The following is an 18451-nucleotide window of genomic DNA, read 5'->3' as shown; positions in this document are numbered from 1 at the left end:
CCGGCAACACCAAGGTGATGCGCCAGGCGCTCGAAGCCTCGCATCGCGGCTGGGGCAAGTCGGTGGTCATCGGCGTTGCCGGTGCCGGCCAGGAAATCTCCACCCGTCCGTTCCAGCTCGTCACCGGTCGCAGCTGGATGGGCACCGCCTTTGGCGGCGCCCGCGGCCGCACCGACGTGCCGAAGATTGTCGACTGGTACATGGAAGGCAAGATCGAGATCGATCCGATGATCACCCACACGATGCCGCTCGAAGACATCAACAAGGGCTTCGAGCTGATGCACTCCGGCGAGAGCATCCGCAGCGTGGTTCTCTACTAAGCTTAAAATCCGATTCAGGAAAGCGCCGGAATCGATTGTATTCCGGCGCTTTTTCGGTCCATTTGAGAAACGGATTCAGGATGATCTATGTCGATGCCGATGCCTGCCCGGTGAAGGCGGAAGTGCTGAAGGTGGCCGAGCGCCATGGCTTCAAGGTGACCTTCGTCGCCAACTCGGGCCTGCGACCGTCGCGCGACCCGATGGTCCACAACGTCATCGTGTCGGCAAGCTTCGACGCCGCCGACGACTGGATCGCCGAACGCGCGCATGAGGGCGATATCGTCGTGACTGCCGACGTGCCGCTTGCGGTTCGTTGCGTGGCCGCCGGCGCATTCGTCACCGGCCCGTCCGGGCGCGTCTTCGACAAGAGCAATATCGGCATGGCGTCTGCCATGCGCGACCTTGGCCAACACCTGCGCGAGACCGGCGAAAGCAAGGGCTACAATGCCGCCTTCACGCAACGCGACCGTTCGACCTTCCTCGAGACACTTGACCGACTCGCGCGCCAGACGAAAAAGTGAGGCGCGGCGTCAATCCGCAAGGGATCGCAGGGGCACTCCGATGACAGCGACGACAAGGCTCAGGCACTGGCCGTTCTACACCGCGCTCCCCTGTGCTCTTGCCAGCCTGCCCGTCATGTGGTTTGCCGCGCCGCGCTATAGTTTCGAAGTCTCAGCCGTCACTTTTTTCTGCGTCTACCTGATCATGAGCGCCCGGCGGCTGCGGATGATGACGGGCAAGCATCTCAAGACGCATGCGAGAAACACCGACGAACCCGAAGCGGTGATTTTCCTGGTCACTTTCGCAGCGGCCGCCACGGCGCTGGTCTCGCTGTTCTTCGCGTTGAACGGCGAAAGTAAGGGGCCAACGCTCGAACTGGCGCTAGCCTTTGCCTCGGTCGTTCTCGGCTGGGCGACCATCCACGTGATGGCGGCCATGCACTATGCCCATGTCTATTGGGTGCCTGACGACGGCGCGCAAACCCCTGCCCCGCAGCGCGGCCTCGATTTTCCCGAGACGCCGGAACCCGGCGGCTATGATTTCCTCTATTTTTCCTTCGTGATCGGCATGACCGCCCAGACTTCGGACGTCGCCATCACCACCACGGCGATGCGGCGCATCAACCTGATGCACGCCATCGTCTCCTTCTTCTTCAACACCGTGCTTGTCGCCGCTGCGGTCAACGCGGCCGTGCAACTCGCCGGCTGATCCCACGATATCCAAGGAGCATTTGATGAAAGTCCTTTCTCAGAACACCGCATTTGGCGGCATGCAGGGCGTCTTCTCGCACGAATCCGCGGCCTGCAAGGGCGAGATGACGTTTGCTGTCTTCGTCCCGCCACAGGCGATCAAGGAGCCGCGGCCGGTGCTCTGGTATCTCTCGGGCCTCACCTGCACCCATGCCAACGTGATGGAAAAGGGTGAGTACCGCCGTATGGCAGCCGAGCTCGGGCTGATCGTCGTCTGCCCCGACACCAGCCCGCGCGGCACGGAAGTTCCCGACGAACTCACCAACTGGCAGATGGGCAAGGGCGCAGGCTTCTACCTCGATGCCACGCAAACACCGTGGTCCGAGCACTATCAGATGTACAGCTACATCACCGAGGAGCTGTCGGCCTTCGTCAGCCAGCATTTTCGCATCGATATGAGCCGGCAGGGCATTTTCGGCCATTCGATGGGCGGTCACGGTGCAATGACCATCGCGCTCAAGCATCCGGACCGTTTCCGCAGCTGCTCGGCCTTTGCGCCGATCGTCGAGCCGTCGACGGCCGACTGGTCCATCGGCGCCTTCGAGAAATACCTCGGCGAGGACAGGGCCGCCTGGCGGCAATACGATGCCTGCGCGCTGGTCAAGGATGGTGCCCGCTTCCCGGAGTTCCTGATCGACCAGGGCAAGGCGGACAGTTTCCTCGACAACGGCCTGCGGCCATGGCTCTTCGAGGAAGCGATCAAGGGAACCGGCATCGACCTGACGCTGCGCATGCATGAGCGCTACGATCACTCCTATTACTTCATCTCGACCTTCATGGGCGATCATCTGAAGTGGCACGCCGAGCGGCTGGCCTGATCCCAGTGAAACGGCCGGAGGCTGCGATGTCCCAACTTCTTCTCGTCGGTGCCGGCGGCGCCATCGGATCGATGGCCCGCTATCTTGTCGGCCTTTGGACGGTTCAACGATGGGGCCCGGCCCTTCCATGGGGAACGCTCATGGTCAACGTCACCGGCTCGTTCCTGATCGGCTTGCTTGCGGAGCTGATCATGCGCAAGTTCGGCGCTTCGCCGGAGATGCGACTGTTCCTGATCACCGGCGTGCTGGGCGGTTACACCACCTTTTCGGCTTTTTCACTGGACGCCATTATGCTGCTCGAGCGTGGCGATGCTGCACTCGCGCTCGGCTACATCGCCGCCAGCATCGTGCTTTCGATACTGGCGGTGTTTGCCGGGCTGGCCCTGATGCGCGCAATGGTCTAAAGGCTGCCTCTAAAGAACAGGAAGCAGGTTCGCTGAGATGGCAGGCATAGAACACAAGCAGGTGGACGGCGACGAGGCAGGCATGCGCCTCGATCGCTGGTTCAAGGTGCATTTCCCCGGACTGGGTTTCGGTCCGCTGCAGAAGCTGCTGCGCTCGGGCCAGATCCGTGTCGACGGCGGCCGCGTCAAATCCGACACGCGCCTGCAGACGGGCCAGACGGTCCGCATCCCTCCGCTTAACGTCGACGCCAAGGAGATAAAGACTGGCCCGATCGCCGGACGCGACCTTCGCCACTCGCCCGACGGGGAATTGCTGTCGCGCATGGTGCTGCACGAGGACGCGAAGGTTATCGTGCTGAACAAGCCGGCTGGGCTTGCGGTACAGGGCGGCTCCGGCGTCAACCGACACATCGACAAGATGCTCGAGGCATGGACCAACCAGCGTGGCGAAAAACCCCGTCTGGTTCATCGCCTCGACCGCGACACCTCCGGCGTTCTGGTGATTGCCCGCACGCGTGGCGCCGCGCAGAAGCTGACGGCTGCCTTCCGCGAGCGCGACACCAAGAAGACCTATTGGGCACTGGTGAAGGGCGTCCCGCGCAAGCGCGAGGACCGCATCTCGACCTGGCTGGTCAAGGAACAGACGCCGGACGGCGACCGCATGCGCATCGCCAAGCACGGTGAAGATGGCGCCGACCACGCCATTTCCTACTACCGTGTGCGCGAGCAGGCAGCACAGAACCTCGCCTGGCTGGAGATGGAGCCCTATACCGGCCGTACCCATCAGCTACGCGTGCATGCGCTGCACATCGGCCATCCGATCCTCGGCGACCCGAAGTATTTCGACGCCGATTTCAACTGGAGCCTGCCCGGCGGCATGCAGAACCGGCTGCACCTGCACGCACGCCATATCGATATCCCGCACCCGGATGGCGGTCGCCTGCGGGTGACTGCGCCGCTGCCGCCGCACATGGTCCAGAGCTGGAACCTGCTAGGCTTCGAAGAGAACGAGCCCGGCGAGGACGACTGATGAAACTGGCGCTTTTCGATTGCGATGGCACGCTGGTCGACAGCGGCGGTCTGATCCACGAAGTGATGGCACGGACCTTCGAAGCCTTCGAACTCGATCGACCCGAACTTTCCGCGACCAAGGGCATCATCGGCCTGACCCTTGACATCGCCATTGCTCGCCTGCTCGGACACGAGCATGTCGACGACCAGGCGCTGGCAATGACGGCCCATTACAAGGCGATTTTTGCCGGCGTGCGCGGCGAATCCGGATTTCAGGAGCTGCTGTTTCCCGGCATCGCGGAGATGATGCAGACGCTGTCCGGCCGCGACGAGCTGCTGATTGGCGCGGTCACCGGCAAATCGCGCCGCGGTCTGACGCATATCGCCGAGACCCACGGCTTCGACCGGATATTCTTCGTCTCGCGCACGGCCGACGACTGCCCTTCAAAGCCGCATCCAGCAATGGTCTCGGAATGCTGCTCGGAAGCCGGGATTGATCCGAGCGATACTGTCGTCATCGGCGATGCGATTTATGATATGCAGATGGCGAAGGCCGCCGGCGCCGCCGCCATCGGTGTTGCGTGGGGTTATGCCGACGTACCGGATCTCGTCGAGGCGGGGGCCGACTACATTGCACGGACGCCGGCCGACATCATGGAGTGGATGGAACACTATCATGCCTGATATTCGCGATGAACTCAGCGGTGCGTTGAGCCACGAGGACCCGGTCCGGCGCGCACAGATCCAGATGCTGAAGCCGCTGCCCAAGCGCTTCTACAAGGACGTCAGCATCGGCACTTCGGAAGACGGCGGCCACAGCGTGCTGCTTGACGGCCGACCGGTGCGCACGCCGGCGAAAAATCTGCTTGCGGTCCCGACCCTGAAGCTTGCCGAAATGCTGGCAGCCGAATGGGATGCGCAGGTCGAGGTCATCGACCCCGCCAAGATGCCGGTCACCCGGATCGCCAACACGGCGCTCGACGGTGTGGCGAAGGACCAGCGCTCGGTTTTCGAGGACATCTTACGTTTCGCTGGAACCGACTTGCTCTGCTACCGCGCGTCCAGCCCGGAAGGGCTCGTCGGACGGCAGAACGCCGTCTGGAACCCGGTGCTCGAATGGGCTGCGCAGTCGCTCGGCGCCCGCTTCATTCTGGCCGAGGGCGTCATCCACCAGGAACAGCCCGGTGAGGCAATCACCGCCTATGCAGAGGGCCTGCGCGCCTTTGCGACGCCGCTCGGCCTGACCTGCGTGCATACGATCACCACCTTGACCGGCTCGGCGCTGCTCGCGGTTGCGTTCGCGTCCGGCCGGCTGACCGCCGAACAGGCTTGGATTGCAGCCCATGTCGATGAGGACTGGCAGATCGAGCATTGGGGCACAGACGAGGAAGCGTTCAAGCGCCGCGAGGGCCGCTGGCAGGAGATGCAGGCGGCGACTGCCGTCCTCGACGCGCTGCGATAGCGGCGCGCCGGAACAGGCTGCGAAAGTCAGCTGCCCTTGCGAGAGATCTCTGACGTTGCGTTAGGCAGAAAGCTTCAGCCCGGCAATACCGGCAACGATCAGCGTGATGCAACCGAGGCGGACGAACGTCGCCGGCTCGGCAAAGAGGAAAATGCCGAGAATGACGGTACCGACCGTGCCGATGCCGGTCCAGACGGCATAGGCCGTGCCGAGCGGCAGCGTTCGGACCGCCAGACCAAGCAAGGCGATGCTAAGGATCATCGAACCGACGGTCAGGACCGTCGGCGTCAGCCGCGTGAAACCGTCGGTGTATTTGAGACCGATTGCCCAGCCGATTTCGAGGATACCGGCAAGCAGGAGGATTAACCAGGCCATTTCAAACTCCTAGAGTATGGAGCGAGGCCGTCCCCGCGGATGTTCGGTATCGAAAGTCTCAAAACCGTGCAGCCGTCTGCAACGCGGGTTCTATCTCACGGTTTTCTGACGGCAGCAAGATATGCCCGGGCAAATCAGCCCTGCACGCCCGGCAAGGCTTAAGCATTTCCAGCAAAAAGTGCGAAGCGGTTTCCCGCCAGGAAATGCGTCGCAACAGAGAGATGGAGTCAGCTCCGCTCACGCCGCAGCTTTGCCCACCATTCCAGCCGCTTGCGGATCTCTCGCTCGAAGCCGCGTTCCGGCGGGTCATAGAAGGTCTTGCGTCCCATCTTTTCCGGGAAATAGTCCTGGCCCGAAAACGCATCGGGCTCATCGTGGTCGTAACGATAGCCGTCGCCGTAGCCCTCGCCCTTCATCAACTTGGTCGGCGCGTTCAGAATATGCTTCGGCGGCAGAAGCGAACCGTTTTCCTTGGCCGCCCGCATGGCCGCTTTGTAAGCCATGTAGACACCATTCGATTTCGGTGCGGTCGCGAGATAGACGCAGGCCTGGGCCAACGCCAGTTCTCCTTCCGGCGAACCGAGATAATCATACGCATCCTTGGCGGCATTGCAGATCGCCAGTGCCTGAGGATCGGCAAGGCCGATATCCTCCACCGCCATGCGGACGAGGCGCCGTCCGAGATAGAGCGGATCCTCGCCGGCATCGAACATTCGGCAGAGATAATAAAGTGCCGCATCCGGGTCGGAGCCGCGCACCGATTTGTGCAGGGCCGAAATCAGGTTGTAGTGACCGTCCTGCCCCTTGTCGTAGACCGGCGCTCGTCGCTGCACGATCCTCTGCAGCGCGTCGACATCGAAGATCTCGTCCGCCCGCGCGGCGCGCCAGACCTCCTCGGCCAGCGTGAGCGCCGCCCGGCCGTCGCCATCGGCCATCCGGATCAGGCTTGCCCGGGCGTCCTCATCCAGCGGAAGAGGTTTGCCTTCCGTCTCTTCGGCGCGCTTCAGCAATTCTCGCAGGCTCTCTTCTCCATGCGGCTTGAACGTCAGCACACGGGCGCGTGACAAGAGAGCGGCGTTGAGTTCGAAAGACGGATTTTCTGTCGTCGCCCCGACCAAGATGACCGTGCCGTCTTCCATGACGGGCAAGAAGCTGTCCTGCTGGGCACGGTTGAAACGATGAATCTCATCGACGAAGAGCAAGGTCTGGCGGCCCGACATCCGCCGGGCCCTTGCCGATTCGAAAACCTTCTTGAGGTCGGCGACACCGGAAAAGATCGCCGAGATCTGCTCGAAGGCAAGCCCCGCCTCGCCCGACAGCAGCCGGGCGACCGTCGTCTTGCCCGTTCCAGGCGGTCCCCAGAAGATCATCGATCCGAGCGAGCCCGATGCGATCATGCGCGTCAACACGCCATCCACGCCCGTCAGGTGTTCCTGGCCGGTGACTTCGGACAGCGTGCGCGGCCGCAGACGATCGGCAAGCGGTCTTGCCGAGGTCATTTCCGGCGGCTCGGAGGACGAGAAGAGATCGCTCATCGGAAGAACTGACGAATGATCTGGCCATCGCGCTCGATTTCGACGCGCCAGAAGGAGGCACCCTCGGCCATCACGCTCTCCAATGTCTTCGAACTGTCGATCGACGCGCCGTTGACGGAGCGGATAATATCCTTCGGCGCCAGTCCGATGCGCGCGGCGGGCGAGCCACGGTTGATCTCGGTAACGACGACACCCTGCAGCGAGGTCGACATGCGCAGTTCGTCGGCCAATCGGGGAGAGAGATTGGCTACGACCGCACCGGCAAACGGATTGCGGCCCTCGATGAGGCGCTCGTCGCGGGGCGACGTCTCCGGTGCACGGTCGAGCTTCAGGCTGACATCGTGCGGTTTGCCGTTTTCGGAAACGGTGACGCGGGCCTCGTGGCCAATACCGACCGTGGTCAGGCGGTAGCCGAGGGCATCGGGATGTTCCACGGCGATGCCGTTGACCGCTGTGATCACCTGCCCCGGCTTGATGCCAGCTGAGGCTGCGGGCCCGTCGGTGACGACGGCGGTGACAAGCGCGCCGCGAGCGCGATCAAGGCCAAGAGCTTCCGCGACTTCTGAGGTCACGGGCTCGAAGGACGCGCCGATGAACGGACGCACGAAGGAGCCATTGCCGCCCTCGGCGGAGGCGACAAACACCTTTACCAGATTGGCAGGGATGGCAAAGCCGACGCCGTTCGAGCCGCCGCCCTTGGAGAAAATCGCGGTATTGATGCCGATCAGCGCACCGTTCATGTCGATCAGGCCACCGCCGGAATTGCCGGGGTTGATGGCGGCGTCCGTCTGGATGAAGAAGCCGAAATCGCCCGACGAAATCTGATTGCGGGCGAGCGCGGAAACGATGCCGCTCGTCACCGTCTGCCCGACGCCGAAGGGATTGCCGATCGCCAGAACGATATCGCCGACCTCGACCGCATCGGAATCGCCGATCGGGATGATGTCGAACGGACCATCGGACTGGATCTTCAGGACCGCAAGATCGAGGCGGTCATCCTTGAGCACGATCTTGCAGGGATATTCGCGGCCATCGGCAAGCGCCACCTTGATATCGTCGGCGCCTTCTATGACGTGGTTATTGGTAACGACGATGCCGTTCTTGCCGACGATCACGCCGGATCCGAGCGACGACTGCTTCTCGCTGCGGTTCGGCATGCGCTGCCCGAAGAACTCTTCGAAGAAGGGATCGCCCGAGAAGACCGACCGGCGCTCGACCACGCGCTCGGCATAGACGTTGACGACCGCATTCGCCGTCTGCTTGACCAGAGGCGAGAAGGAAAGCTGCATCTCGGTGCGCGACTGGGGCACGACCTTCGCATCCTGGGCCATTGCCGGACAGGCGAGAGAGACAGCGAGAACGAGCGTCGCAAGCGCCCTTGAACCAAAGATCATATGAAGCCTTCTCCTATTCGTCGCGGCTACGTTCAGATAGGATTTCGCAGGAAAAAAGGCAAACGTCACTGCGAGATACGCAAAGTCGGCGCCATCACGTAGAACGCACGAAAACGTGGTTATCCGCCTCTTTCTCAGTGATCGAAACTCTGGTCAGTTTGAGCAGACAAGACCCACACGTTGAAAGCGGAAAAGATCATGCCGGCCTATCGTCCACCGAGAATCGCATCGTCCGAAATCACGCCGGAGAGCTGCTTTCTCTCGCGCCGCGCCTTTCTAGCGACGACGGCAGGTGGTTTGCTGATTGCAGGCACTGGCGTCGGTTCGGTCCAAGCGGCTGCACTCGCCGCACCCAAGGGCAGATACACCGTCGAGGAGGATCTGACGCCGGAGGCCGACGTCACCGGCTACAACAATTTTTATGAGTTCGGGACCGGCAAGGCCGATCCTGCGGCCAACTCGGATACCTTCAAACCGACCCCATGGACCGTGAAGGTCGATGGTCTTGTCGGCAAGCCGAAGGAATTCGGGTTGGAGGAGCTTCTGGCGCTTCCAATCGAGGAGCGTGTCTACCGGATGCGTTGCGTCGAAGCCTGGTCGATGGTCATTCCCTGGACCGGGTTCCCGCTCGCAGCCCTGCTCGACAAAGTCGAGCCACTCGGCAATGCGAAATATGTCTCATTCGAGACCGTGGTGCGCCCCGAGGAGATGCCCGGCCAATCAGGCTTCTTTCAGGCTTTGCCCTGGCCTTACCGCGAGGGTCTGCGCCTCGACGAGGCGCGCCATCCGCTCACCATTCTCTCGGTCGGCGTCTATGGCAAGACCCTGCCAAATCAGAACGGTGCGCCGATCCGACTGGTCACTCCTTGGAAGTATGGCTTCAAGGGTATCAAGTCGATCGTGCGAATCTCGTTGACGGAAACGCCGCCGCCTTCGACATGGAACCTGTCGGCACCCAATGAGTACGGCTTCTATGCGAATGTTAACCCGACCGTCGACCATCCACGCTGGAGCCAGGCGACCGAAAACAGGATCGGTGGCGGTGGTTTCTTCGGCGCCAACCGACGCGATACCCTGCCCTTCAATGGCTATGCGGAAGAAGTCGCCGGTCTCTATGCCGGCATGGACCTGAGAGCGAACTTCTAAGAATGCCCAAGCTGCCCGCCCTGCCGAAACGCTTTCACTCCGCGTCCGTCTGGGGATTGTACGGGCTGGGCCTCTGTCCGGCCCTTGCCGCCTTTTACCTCGGCGCCACCGGACGCCTGCCTGGAAACCCCGTCAAGGAATTCGAGCACCTGCTCGGCATCTGGGCGCTGCGCTTTCTGGTCGCCACGCTGGCGATCACCCCCATCCGCGATATCTTCGGCGTCAACTGGCTGCGCTACCGGCGCGCACTCGGGCTGCTGGCGTTCTACTATGTGGTGATGCACTTCCTGGCCTATTTCCTGCTCGACCAGGTCCTGAACATCCCCGCCATCATCGCCGACATCGCCCGGCGCCCGTTCATCACCATCGGAATGGCCGGGCTGCTGATGCTCATCCCCCTGGCGCTGACATCCAACAATTGGTCGATCCGTAGGCTCGGCAGCAAATGGAACCAGTTGCACAAGCTTGCCTATGTGATCGCCGCGGCGGGAGCGCTGCATTTCGCCATGTCAGTCAAGGTGGTCGGCCTCGAGCAGATGACCTATCTGGCTTTGGTCACCTTGCTCCTTTGCTGGCGCCTGGTGCGCAAGCCCTATCTGAAGCGTAAACGGCAGGTCGCCAACCGACCGATCCGGACAGCGGAAACAGAAAAAGCGGCCGGGTGACGAACACCCGGCCGCTTTCAATTCAGCTTACCTGAAAAGATCAGGCTGCTTCTGCGGCGTCAGCTTCAGCTGCGACGCGAGCGCGATCCTTCGCACCCTTTGCATCGGTGTCGCGGTCAACGAATTCGATGACGGCGAGAGCAGCGTTGTCGCCCTGGCGGAAACCAGCCTTCATGATACGCAGGTAGCCGCCGTTGCGGGTGGCGTAACGCGATGCGATCGTGTCGAACAGCTTCGAAACGACAGCGGCGTCGCGGATCTGCGAGATCGCCTGACGACGAGCATGCAGGTCGCCGCGCTTGCCGAGAGTGACGAGCTTTTCAACGATCGGGCGGATTTCCTTAGCCTTCGGCAGGGTCGTAACGATCTGCTCGTGCTCGATCAGCGAAGCTGCCATGTTGGCAAACATCGCCTTGCGGTGGCTGGCGGTTCTATTCAGCTTGCGGCCGGCTTTACCGTGGCGCATTGCTATTCTCCTTCACTTGCAGGCATCTGCCCGCAGTCTAATGGTTAGTATTGGTCTTCGTAACGCTTGGCGAGATCTTCGATGTTCTCAGGCGGCCAGGACGGCACTTCCATGCCGAGGTGCAGGCCCATGGAAGCGAGAACTTCCTTGATTTCGTTCAGCGACTTGCGACCAAAATTCGGCGTGCGGAGCATTTCTGCTTCGGTCTTCTGAATGAGGTCGCCGATGTAGACGATGTTGTCGTTCTTCAGGCAGTTGGCCGAACGGACGGAAAGTTCCAGTTCGTCGACCTTCTTGAGAAGCGCCGGGTTGAAGGCGAGCTCGGTGACTGCCTCTTCCTCTGCTTCCTTCTGCGGCTCGTCGAAGTTGACGAAAACCGACAGCTGGTCCTGAAGGATGCGGGCCGCAAACGCGATCGCATCTTCACCGGTGACGGAGCCGTCCGTCTCGATGGACATCGTCAGCTTGTCATAATCAAGAACCTGGCCTTCGCGGGTGTTTTCCACCTTGTACGAGACCTTCTTGACCGGCGAGTACAGGCTGTCGACCGGGATGAGGCCGATCGGAGCATCTTCCGAACGGTTACGGTCAGCCGGAACGTAGCCCTTGCCGTTGTTGACGGTGAACTCCATGCGGATTTCAGCGCCCTCGTCGAGGGTGCAGATCACATGGTTCGGGTTGAGGATTTCGATGTCGCCAACCGTCTGGATGTCACCGGCGGTTACAACGCCCGGACCCTGCTTGCGCACAACCATGCGCTTTGCGTCGTCGCCATCCATCTTGATGGCGATTTCCTTGATGTTGAGCACGATGTCCGTCACGTCTTCCCGAACGCCCGGGATAGAGGAGAACTCGTGCAGGACGCCGTCGATCTGCACCGCGGTAACAGCAGCACCGCGAAGCGACGACAGCAGCACGCGGCGAAGCGCGTTGCCGAGCGTCAGACCAAAGCCGCGTTCAAGCGGTTCCGCGACCAACGTTGCCTTGGTGCGGCCCGAGGAGATGAACTCCACCTTGTTCGGCTTGATCAGTTCCTGCCAATTTTTCTGGATCATGTTTTGTGCCTTCCGTTCGTTGTCACCATCCAATCGTGACAACCGAGCCCCGAAGTCCGGGAGCACGCCGAAGCGCCCTCACCGGCATTTTGAACGCAAATGATCAGACGCGGCGCTTCTTGCGCGGGCGGCAACCGTTGTGCGGGATCGGGGTCACATCGCGGATCGAGGTGATCATGAAGCCCGCAGCCTGCAGCGCGCGAAGTGCGGATTCACGGCCGGAACCCGGACCGCAAACTTCAACTTCAAGCGACTTCATGCCGTGTTCCTGGGCCTTCTTGGCGCAGTCTTCAGCGGCGATCTGAGCGGCAAACGGGGTCGACTTACGCGAGCCCTTGAAACCCTTGGCACCGGCAGACGACCAGGCAATTGCGTTGCCCTGTGCGTCGGTGATGGTGATCATGGTGTTGTTGAACGACGAATTGACGTGCGCGACGCCAGACGTGATGTTCTTGCGTTCGCGACGGCGAACGCGGGTGGCTTCCTTGGCCATAGGATCCCTTTCTTAGATCTCTGCACCGCCGTAATTCCAGCGGCTCCACCGGGAAAGGAATTTTCGTCCCCTGCCCTGCTTCTTCAGTTTCATCCAGGACCGGTGGAACCGGCCCTGCAGGCATTTCGCAAAACCGGTTAGGCAATGCGACGGTCGGGCAACGCCCTTCCCAAACTGCAAAAGGAGGCCGGCGCGTGCGCCAGCCTCCCAATCTCCCTATTCGGGAAATTACTTCTTCTTACCGGCGATCGCCTTTGCCGGACCCTTGCGGGTGCGGGCATTGGTGTGGGTACGCTGACCGCGCACCGGCAGGCTGCGGCGATGACGCAGGCCGCGGTAGCAGCCCAGGTCCATCAGACGCTTGATGTTCATCGACGTGTCGCGACGCAGGTCACCTTCAACCTGGTAGTCGCGGTCGATCGTTTCGCGGATCTGAAGAACTTCAGCGTCCGTCAACTGATGCACGCGGCGATCAGCCGGAATACCGACCTTCTCGACGATTTCCTGTGCGAATTTCGGTCCGATCCCGTGAATGTAGGTCAGCGCGATAACAACGCGCTTTGCCGTCGGGATGTTGACGCCAGCGATACGTGCCACGTCTATTCTCCTTGCGTTCCAGTTGCCATCCGGCAATAGGTGCTTCGTTACGCGACCTCAAGAGCCGCACGTTGATTGAGGTTCGAGACACGTCAAAACCGACCGTACCCGGACTTCGTTTCGTTGAAGACCGCGCCGATCGCTCCCATGTCGCGAGTTGGCGCTGTCTTTGGCGGAATCAGCCGGAAAAGTCAACTCCCCGGCGGTTCCTTTTCGGCAAAGACCCAGGGTCTAGGCCAGAATCTTCTCGATCTGTGCAGTCACGGCGTCTACATCGGCCATGCCGTCGACCGTCTTAAGCTCACCGGTGCCGGCATAGTGCTCCGACAAAGGTGCGGTCTTTTCCCGATATTCCGTCAGCCGACGCTTGAAGGCTTCCGGATTATCGTCCGATCTGACCGAGCCGCCCGCAGCGATAGTTTCCGCTACGCGATTCTCCATACGCTTTACAAGCGCCGTCTCGTCGACCTTGAGCTCGATCACGGCATCGAGCTTCAAGCCCTTGCCTTTAAGCATCTGGCCGAGAGCGACCGCCTGCGGGACCGTGCGCGGATATCCGTCGAGGATAAAGCCGTTGGCACAATCCGGGGCGTCGATCCGGTCCGACACGATCTCGTTGACGATCGCATCAGAAACGAGCTGTCCGGCGTCCATAACAGCCTTGGCGCGCTTGCCGACGTCGGTCGCCTGGGCGACGGCCGCCCGCAGCATGTCACCTGTGGAAAGCTGCGGAATACCGTACCTCTCCGTCAGAAGCTTGGCTTGTGTCCCCTTGCCAGCTCCGGGCGGTCCCAAAAAAATCAGTCTCATCGTCCCCTCTTTCCTCCGCGCAGCTTCGACTTCTTGATCAGCCCCTCATACTGCTGAGCGATGAGGTGACCCTGGATCTGTGCTACCGTATCAAGGGTAACGCTGACAACAATCAAAAGCGACGTACCACCAAGGTAGAACGGCACGCCAGTCTGGGCGATGAGGATTTCGGGCAGGATACAGACGAAGATCAGGTAGATCGCTCCAAGCACGGTGATGCGCGTCAGAACGTAGTCGATGTATTCAGCCGTACGCTCGCCCGGGCGGATGCCCGGAATGAAGCCGCCATGCTTCTTCAGATTGTCGGCTGTGTCCTTCGGATTGAAGACGATGGCCGTGTAGAAGAAGGCGAAGAACGCAATCATGCCGCCGTAGAGCACCATGTAGAGCGGCTGGCCGTGACCGAGCGCGCTGACGATAGATGTGGCCCAGCCGGGCAACGCCGCGGTGTTGGCAAAACCAGCAAGCGTCGCCGGCAGCAGCAGCAGCGACGATGCGAAGATCGCCGGGATAACACCCGCAGTGTTGAGCTTCAGCGGCAAGTGCGACGTGTCGCCCTGGAACATGCGGTTGCCGACCTGGCGCTTCGGATACTGGATCAGAAGACGACGCTGGGCGCGTTCGACGAAGACGATGAGCGCGATGACGGCAACGACCATGACGATGATCGCCAGGATCAACGGGGTCGAAAGCGCACCGGTGCGGCCAAGCTCGAGCGTTCCGGCAAGAGCCGTCGGCAGATGGGCGACGATGCCGGCGAAGATGATCAGTGAGATGCCGTTACCGATGCCCCGCGATGTGATCTGCTCGCCGAGCCACATCAGGAACATCGTGCCGCCGAGCAGCGAGATAACCGTGGAAATACGGAAGAACCAACCCGGATCGTTCACGAGGCCGTTGCCGCTCTCAAGGCCGACGGCAATGCCATAGGCCTGCATGACGCCGAGAAGCACCGTGCCGTAGCGGGTGTACTGATTGATGATCTTGCGACCCTGCTCGCCTTCTTTCTTCAGCTGTTCCAGCGCCGGAACGACGGAGGTCATCAGCTGAACGATGATCGAGGCAGAGATATAGGGCATGATGCCGAGCGCGAAGATCGCCATGCGCTCCACTGCGCCGCCCGAAAACATGTTGAAGAGCCCGAGAATGCCGCCGCTCTGGCCTTGGAAGGCCTGCGCAAACGCGTCCGGGTTGAGGCCGGGCAGCGGGATATAGGTGCCAAGACGGTAGACCAAAAGCGCACCAAGCGTGAACCACAGTCGTTTCTTCAGATCTTCCGCCTTGGCGAAAGTCGAGAAATTCAGGTTCGAGGCGAGCTGTTCCGCTGCAGAAGCCATGCAATTCTCCGCGTACCAAATCTCGGAATCAGCGGGAGTACCCTGTCCGTTCCGGAAGGACTAACTTTTCGTCTTGAAAACCGGACGCGAGGCGATTGTGTCTGCAATCGGATGCCTCACCGTGGTTTCCGCTATGTCCGCCGAGGCGAGCGATTCGCCATCGCGGACGTGAGGCTCACATATGGGAGCAAAACCGCCCGGAGTGAAGCACCCCGGGCGGTTGATCAGTAATATTATTCGGCAGCAGCCGAAAGCAGCTTGATGGAGCCGCCAGCCTTTTCGATCTTTTCGATCGCCGGCTTGGAAGCACCTGCAACTTCGAGCGAGATCTTCGCCTTCAGTTCGCCATCGGCCAGGACGCGAACGCCGTCCTTTTCGCGACGGATCACGCCGGCAGCCTTGAGAGCTGCTGCATCGACGGTCTTCGAAGCGTCAAGCTTCTTGGCGTCGATAGCCGTCTGGATGCGGCCGAGCGACACGACAACAAACTCCGAAGCGAAGATGTTGTTGAAGCCGCGCTTCGGCAGACGACGGTAGATTGGCATCTGGCCGCCTTCGAAGCCGTTGATGGCAACGCCCGAACGAGCCTTCTGACCCTTCACACCGCGACCGGCAGTCTTGCCGGAGCCGGAACCGATGCCACGGCCAAGACGCTTGCGGTTCTTGGTCGAGCCTTCGTTGTCCTTGATTTCATTCAGTTTCATGAGCTTATCCCCCTCACTTCTCGTCGACGACGCGAACGAGGTGCTGGACCGACCGGATCATGCCGCGAACAGCTGGGGTATCTTCCAGCGTGCGAACCCGGTGCATCTTGTTGAGGCCCAGGCCGATGAGCGTCTGACGCTGTACGGCCGGACGGCGAATGGGGCTACCGATCTGCTCGACGGTAACCGTCTTCGCAGCGTTTTCTTTCTTAGCCATCTGTCAGCTCCCTTATTCTTCGGAAGCAGCGCCGGAGGAAACACGACGAGCCTGGAGCGTGGCGTACTTCATGCCGCGCTGAGCTGCGATGTCCTTCGGGTGCATCTGGTTCTTGAGGGCGTCGAACGTTGCGCGAACCATGTTGTACGGGTTCGACGAACCGGTCGACTTAGCGACGACGTCGTGAACGCCGAGCGTTTCGAAAACGGCGCGCATCGGGCCACCAGCGATGATACCGGTACCGGCCTTGGCCGAACGCAGCAGCACCTTGCCGGCGCCGTGACGGCCGTGAACGTCGTGATGCAGGGTACGACCACCACGCAGCGGGACGAAGATCAGATCGCGCTTGGCGGCTTCCGTTGCCTTGCGGATGGCTTCCGGCACTTCGCGCGCCTTGCCATGACCGAAGCCAACGCGGCCCTTCTGGTCGCCAACGACGACGAGAGCTGCGAAACCGAAACGACGACCGCCCTTCACCACCTTGGCGACGCGGTTAATTGCTACGAGCTTATCGACAAATTCGCTGTCGCGCTCTTCGCGGTTCTGGCGATCTTCGCGAGAACCCCTTCTTTCCTGTGCCATTGTCCTTTTCCTTTTTCTTTTCCGGGTGCAATCGGCAGATTGACAAAAGTCGCCCCCGTCCTGTGGATCGGAAGCGACCGGAAACTTATGAGGGTTCCAGGCGGGCGCAAGGCCCGCCTGGCAACCGATCAGAAGTTCAGACCACCTTCACGTGCAGCTTCGGCCAAAGCCTTGATGCGACCATGATAGATGAAGGCGCCACGATCAAAGACAACGTCCTTGACGCCAGCCTTTACGGCGCGCTCAGCGATGAGCTTGCCGACGGCAGCAGCAGCTGCCGCGTCAGCGCCCGTCTTCAAAGACGAACGCAGATCGGTGTCGAGCGTGGAGGCAGACGCAAGCGTCTTGCCGGCCACGTCGTCGATAACCTGTACGTAGATGTTCTTCGACGAGCGATGAACCGACAGGCGCGGACGGCCATTCGCGACCGCCTTGATTTGACGGCGCACGCGGTTGGCGCGACGCACAAGAGTATCTTTCCTGCTAGCCATTTCGCGTGATCCTTACTTCTTCTTGCCTTCTTTGCGGACAATCCGCTCGCCGGCATACTTGACGCCCTTGCCCTTGTAGGGCTCGGGGCCGCGGTATTCGCGGATTTCCGCTGCAACCTGGCCGACCTGCTGCTTGTTGATGCCGGAGACGACGATTTCCGTCGGCTTCGGTACAGCGATCGTGATGCCTTCCGGCGTCTGGTAGACCACGTCGTGGCTGAAACCGAGTGCCAGCTGCAAGTTCTTGCCCTGCAGCGAAGCGCGGTAACCAACGCCGTTGATTTCGAGCTTGCGCTCGTAACCGTCCTTAACACCCTTCAGGATGTTCTCGATCATCGTGCGGGACATGCCCCACTTGGAACGAGCATCCTTGCTCTGGTTGAGCGGCTGTACAACAACCGCGTTGTCTTCGAGCGCTACCGATACTTCGTCGTTTGCAACAAAGAACAGTTCGCCCTTAGGGCCCTTCGCCGTTACCTTCTGGCCATCAACGCTTGCCGTGACGCCTGCAGGAACTTGAACGGGCTTTTTACCGATACGAGACATTTTTATACCTGTCTGTTCGCTATGGAGATCATGTTACGTCTTAGAAGACGGAGCAAAGAATCTCGCCACCAACATTCTGTTCGCGTGCCTGATGATCGGCCATCACACCCTTCGGAGTCGAAAGGATGGTGATGCCGAGGCCGTTCGCGACCTGCGGAATGGACTTAACCGAGACATAAACTCGGCGGCCCGGCTTGGAAACGCGTCCGATCTCACGGATTACGGAAGCGCCTTCGTAGTACTTCAGTTCGATGTTCAGCTCGGCCTTGCCGTTGCCAAATACGACTTCAGAGTATCCACGGATGTAGCCTTCAGCCTGAAGGACATCCAGAACACGTGCGCGGAGCTTCGAAGCCGGCGTGGAAACGCTCGACTTGCGGCGTGCCGCGCCGTTACGGATACGGGTGAGCATATCGCCCAGCGGATCAGTCATTGCCATGTGCCCGTCTCCTTACCAGCTCGACTTGACAATACCCGGCACGCGGCCGGAATTGCCCAGTTCGCGAAGCGCAATACGCGACATGCGAAGTTTACGATAGTAGGCGCGCGGACGGCCCGTAACTTCACAACGGTTGCGGATGCGGGTCTTGGATCCATCACGCGGCAGTTCAGCCAGCTTGATGGTTGCCTTGAACCGCTCTTCGATCGGCAGAGACTGGTTCATGATGATTGCCTTCAGAGCGGCGCGCTTAGAGGCTTGCCCGGCAACCAGTTTGCGGCGGCGCTTGTTCTTTTCAACTGCGCTCGTTTTCGCCATAACAGTTATCCTTCTT

General features: G+C 60.9%; 25 protein-coding genes and 1 pseudogene. 10 read left to right on the top strand and 16 right to left on the bottom strand.

Going from position 1 to position 18451, the window contains the following annotated elements:
* From C6558_RS18580 to C6558_RS18545, 8 genes and pseudogenes are all read left to right on the top strand, one after another.
* A pseudogene (locus C6558_RS18580) lies at positions 1-320 on the top strand (S-(hydroxymethyl)glutathione dehydrogenase); the annotation flags it as partial.
* 80 nt (positions 321-400) lie between these two features.
* Positions 401-841, top strand: a complete 441-nt coding sequence (locus tag C6558_RS18575; protein ID WP_025426699.1) for a YaiI/YqxD family protein — start codon at positions 401-403, stop codon at positions 839-841.
* A 40-nt stretch (positions 842-881) separates the two neighbouring features.
* Entirely contained in the window at positions 882-1529 is a 648-nt protein-coding gene (locus tag C6558_RS18570) for a DUF1345 domain-containing protein (RefSeq protein ID WP_025426698.1), read from the top strand.
* A 25-nt stretch (positions 1530-1554) separates the two neighbouring features.
* Positions 1555-2388 carry an S-formylglutathione hydrolase gene (fghA, locus tag C6558_RS18565; RefSeq protein ID WP_107027588.1) on the top strand — a complete coding sequence of 278 codons (834 nt, stop codon included), beginning with the start codon at positions 1555-1557 and terminating at the stop codon, positions 2386-2388.
* A gap of 26 nt (positions 2389-2414) precedes the next feature.
* Positions 2415-2792: a fluoride efflux transporter CrcB gene (gene crcB / locus C6558_RS18560; RefSeq protein WP_057210904.1), complete on the top strand. Its 378-nt coding sequence runs from the start codon at positions 2415-2417 to the stop codon at positions 2790-2792.
* Positions 2793-2829: 37 nt separating this feature from the next.
* Complete coding sequence (locus C6558_RS18555; protein WP_025426695.1) at positions 2830-3822, top strand: RluA family pseudouridine synthase; 993 nt, start codon at positions 2830-2832, stop codon at positions 3820-3822.
* Positions 3822-4487 (top strand): HAD-IA family hydrolase, encoded by a 666-nt coding sequence (locus C6558_RS18550; protein WP_025426694.1) that lies wholly within the window; start codon positions 3822-3824, stop codon positions 4485-4487. The genes C6558_RS18555 and C6558_RS18550 overlap by 1 nt, the downstream gene beginning before the upstream one ends.
* Entirely contained in the window at positions 4480-5265 is a 786-nt protein-coding gene (locus C6558_RS18545) for an ATP12 family chaperone protein (RefSeq protein WP_025426693.1), read from the top strand. Before C6558_RS18550 ends, C6558_RS18545 begins: the two co-directional genes overlap by 8 nt.
* A gap of 60 nt (positions 5266-5325) precedes the next feature.
* Here C6558_RS18545 and sugE read toward each other — a convergent pair whose 3' ends face one another.
* The 3 genes from sugE to C6558_RS18530 form a co-directional block, all read right to left on the bottom strand.
* Positions 5326-5640, bottom strand: a complete 315-nt coding sequence (gene sugE / locus C6558_RS18540) for a quaternary ammonium compound efflux SMR transporter SugE (RefSeq protein ID WP_025426692.1) — start codon at positions 5638-5640, stop codon at positions 5326-5328.
* Between the two features lie 227 nt (positions 5641-5867).
* Entirely contained in the window at positions 5868-7175 is a 1308-nt protein-coding gene (locus tag C6558_RS18535) for a replication-associated recombination protein A (RefSeq protein WP_057210900.1), read from the bottom strand.
* Complete coding sequence (locus C6558_RS18530) at positions 7172-8569, bottom strand: DegQ family serine endoprotease (RefSeq protein ID WP_025426690.1); 1398 nt, start codon at positions 8567-8569, stop codon at positions 7172-7174. The genes C6558_RS18535 and C6558_RS18530 overlap by 4 nt, the downstream gene beginning before the upstream one ends.
* Positions 8570-8767: 198 nt before the next feature.
* Between C6558_RS18530 and msrP the strand changes: the two genes are divergently transcribed.
* Together msrP and msrQ are read left to right on the top strand one after the other, a co-directional pair.
* On the top strand, positions 8768-9715 hold the full coding sequence (gene msrP, locus C6558_RS18525) for a protein-methionine-sulfoxide reductase catalytic subunit MsrP (protein WP_025426689.1): 948 nt from the start codon (positions 8768-8770) through the stop codon (positions 9713-9715).
* 2 nt (positions 9716-9717) lie between these two features.
* Positions 9718-10380 carry a protein-methionine-sulfoxide reductase heme-binding subunit MsrQ gene (gene msrQ, locus C6558_RS18520; protein ID WP_025426688.1) on the top strand — a complete coding sequence of 221 codons (663 nt, stop codon included), beginning with the start codon at positions 9718-9720 and terminating at the stop codon, positions 10378-10380.
* A gap of 40 nt (positions 10381-10420) precedes the next feature.
* Here msrQ and rplQ read toward each other — a convergent pair whose 3' ends face one another.
* The 13 genes from rplQ to rpsN all read right to left on the bottom strand — a co-directional run bounded on the left by rplQ (position 10421) and on the right by rpsN (position 18435).
* Positions 10421-10846, bottom strand: coding sequence for a 50S ribosomal protein L17 (gene rplQ, locus C6558_RS18515; protein ID WP_025426687.1), 426 nt, complete (start codon positions 10844-10846; stop codon positions 10421-10423).
* Between the two features lie 44 nt (positions 10847-10890).
* Positions 10891-11901 (bottom strand): DNA-directed RNA polymerase subunit alpha, encoded by a 1011-nt coding sequence (locus tag C6558_RS18510; RefSeq protein ID WP_025426686.1) that lies wholly within the window; start codon positions 11899-11901, stop codon positions 10891-10893.
* Positions 11902-12004: 103 nt separating this feature from the next.
* Positions 12005-12394 carry a 30S ribosomal protein S11 gene (rpsK, locus tag C6558_RS18505; RefSeq protein ID WP_003536496.1) on the bottom strand — a complete coding sequence of 130 codons (390 nt, stop codon included), beginning with the start codon at positions 12392-12394 and terminating at the stop codon, positions 12005-12007.
* Between the two features lie 228 nt (positions 12395-12622).
* Entirely contained in the window at positions 12623-12991 is a 369-nt protein-coding gene (gene rpsM / locus C6558_RS18500) for a 30S ribosomal protein S13 (protein ID WP_025426685.1), read from the bottom strand.
* Positions 12992-13222: 231 nt separating this feature from the next.
* Entirely contained in the window at positions 13223-13801 is a 579-nt protein-coding gene (locus C6558_RS18495; protein WP_025426684.1) for an adenylate kinase, read from the bottom strand.
* Positions 13798-15138, bottom strand: a complete 1341-nt coding sequence (gene secY / locus C6558_RS18490; RefSeq protein ID WP_025426683.1) for a preprotein translocase subunit SecY — start codon at positions 15136-15138, stop codon at positions 13798-13800. Before secY ends, C6558_RS18495 begins: the two co-directional genes overlap by 4 nt.
* Before the next feature lie 233 nt (positions 15139-15371).
* Complete coding sequence (gene rplO / locus C6558_RS18485) at positions 15372-15842, bottom strand: 50S ribosomal protein L15 (protein ID WP_025426682.1); 471 nt, start codon at positions 15840-15842, stop codon at positions 15372-15374.
* Positions 15843-15855: 13 nt separating this feature from the next.
* Positions 15856-16059 carry a 50S ribosomal protein L30 gene (gene rpmD / locus C6558_RS18480; RefSeq protein WP_025426681.1) on the bottom strand — a complete coding sequence of 68 codons (204 nt, stop codon included), beginning with the start codon at positions 16057-16059 and terminating at the stop codon, positions 15856-15858.
* A gap of 12 nt (positions 16060-16071) precedes the next feature.
* Entirely contained in the window at positions 16072-16641 is a 570-nt protein-coding gene (rpsE, locus tag C6558_RS18475) for a 30S ribosomal protein S5 (RefSeq protein WP_025426680.1), read from the bottom strand.
* Positions 16642-16769: 128 nt separating this feature from the next.
* Complete coding sequence (gene rplR, locus C6558_RS18470; protein WP_025426679.1) at positions 16770-17132, bottom strand: 50S ribosomal protein L18; 363 nt, start codon at positions 17130-17132, stop codon at positions 16770-16772.
* Between the two features lie 12 nt (positions 17133-17144).
* Positions 17145-17678, bottom strand: a complete 534-nt coding sequence (gene rplF, locus C6558_RS18465; protein ID WP_025426678.1) for a 50S ribosomal protein L6 — start codon at positions 17676-17678, stop codon at positions 17145-17147.
* Positions 17679-17718: 40 nt separating this feature from the next.
* Positions 17719-18117, bottom strand: a complete 399-nt coding sequence (gene rpsH / locus C6558_RS18460) for a 30S ribosomal protein S8 (RefSeq protein ID WP_025426677.1) — start codon at positions 18115-18117, stop codon at positions 17719-17721.
* Between the two features lie 12 nt (positions 18118-18129).
* Positions 18130-18435, bottom strand: coding sequence for a 30S ribosomal protein S14 (rpsN, locus tag C6558_RS18455; protein ID WP_025426676.1), 306 nt, complete (start codon positions 18433-18435; stop codon positions 18130-18132).
* Positions 18436-18451: the final 16 nt, after the last annotated feature.

It is taken from the genome of Ensifer sp. NM-2 (genome assembly GCF_003024455.1).
Taxonomy (GTDB): Bacteria; Pseudomonadota; Alphaproteobacteria; order Rhizobiales; family Rhizobiaceae; genus Ensifer; species Ensifer canadensis.
This window is presented reverse-complemented; position numbering and strand designations above follow the sequence as displayed.

Bases quoted from the DNA above. Each gene is read 5' to 3' on its own strand.
- sugE (WP_025426692.1), bottom strand. From the start codon at position 5,640: ATGGCCTGGTTAATCCTCCTGCTTGCCGGTATCCTCGAAATCGGCTGG.
- rpsK (WP_003536496.1), bottom strand. From the start codon at position 12,394: ATGGCCAAGGAAGCCACCCGCGTTCGCCGTCGCGAACGCAAGAACATC.
- C6558_RS18495 (WP_025426684.1), bottom strand. From the start codon at position 13,801: ATGAGACTGATTTTTTTGGGACCGCCCGGAGCTGGCAAGGGGACACAA.
- secY (WP_025426683.1), bottom strand. From the start codon at position 15,138: ATGGCTTCTGCAGCGGAACAGCTCGCCTCGAACCTGAATTTCTCGACT.
- C6558_RS18510 (WP_025426686.1), bottom strand. From the start codon at position 11,901: ATGATCCAGAAAAATTGGCAGGAACTGATCAAGCCGAACAAGGTGGAG.
- rpsE (WP_025426680.1), bottom strand. From the start codon at position 16,641: ATGGCACAGGAAAGAAGGGGTTCTCGCGAAGATCGCCAGAACCGCGAA.
- C6558_RS18550 (WP_025426694.1), top strand. From the start codon at position 3,822: ATGAAACTGGCGCTTTTCGATTGCGATGGCACGCTGGTCGACAGCGGC.
- rplO (WP_025426682.1), bottom strand. From the start codon at position 15,842: ATGAAACTGAATGAAATCAAGGACAACGAAGGCTCGACCAAGAACCGC.
- rpsH (WP_025426677.1), bottom strand. From the start codon at position 18,117: ATGGCAATGACTGATCCGCTGGGCGATATGCTCACCCGTATCCGTAAC.
- C6558_RS18555 (WP_025426695.1), top strand. From the start codon at position 2,830: ATGGCAGGCATAGAACACAAGCAGGTGGACGGCGACGAGGCAGGCATG.
- rplR (WP_025426679.1), bottom strand. From the start codon at position 17,132: ATGGCTAGCAGGAAAGATACTCTTGTGCGTCGCGCCAACCGCGTGCGC.
- rpmD (WP_025426681.1), bottom strand. From the start codon at position 16,059: ATGGCTAAGAAAGAAAACGCTGCGAAGACGGTTACCGTCGAGCAGATC.
- rpsN (WP_025426676.1), bottom strand. From the start codon at position 18,435: ATGGCGAAAACGAGCGCAGTTGAAAAGAACAAGCGCCGCCGCAAACTG.
- C6558_RS18535 (WP_057210900.1), bottom strand. From the start codon at position 7,175: ATGAGCGATCTCTTCTCGTCCTCCGAGCCGCCGGAAATGACCTCGGCA.
- msrP (WP_025426689.1), top strand. From the start codon at position 8,768: ATGCCGGCCTATCGTCCACCGAGAATCGCATCGTCCGAAATCACGCCG.
- rplQ (WP_025426687.1), bottom strand. From the start codon at position 10,846: ATGCGCCACGGTAAAGCCGGCCGCAAGCTGAATAGAACCGCCAGCCAC.
- C6558_RS18570 (WP_025426698.1), top strand. From the start codon at position 882: ATGACAGCGACGACAAGGCTCAGGCACTGGCCGTTCTACACCGCGCTC.
- rplF (WP_025426678.1), bottom strand. From the start codon at position 17,678: ATGTCTCGTATCGGTAAAAAGCCCGTTCAAGTTCCTGCAGGCGTCACG.
- msrQ (WP_025426688.1), top strand. From the start codon at position 9,718: ATGCCCAAGCTGCCCGCCCTGCCGAAACGCTTTCACTCCGCGTCCGTC.
- crcB (WP_057210904.1), top strand. From the start codon at position 2,415: ATGTCCCAACTTCTTCTCGTCGGTGCCGGCGGCGCCATCGGATCGATG.
- C6558_RS18530 (WP_025426690.1), bottom strand. From the start codon at position 8,569: ATGATCTTTGGTTCAAGGGCGCTTGCGACGCTCGTTCTCGCTGTCTCT.
- C6558_RS18575 (WP_025426699.1), top strand. From the start codon at position 401: ATGATCTATGTCGATGCCGATGCCTGCCCGGTGAAGGCGGAAGTGCTG.
- fghA (WP_107027588.1), top strand. From the start codon at position 1,555: ATGAAAGTCCTTTCTCAGAACACCGCATTTGGCGGCATGCAGGGCGTC.
- C6558_RS18545 (WP_025426693.1), top strand. From the start codon at position 4,480: ATGCCTGATATTCGCGATGAACTCAGCGGTGCGTTGAGCCACGAGGAC.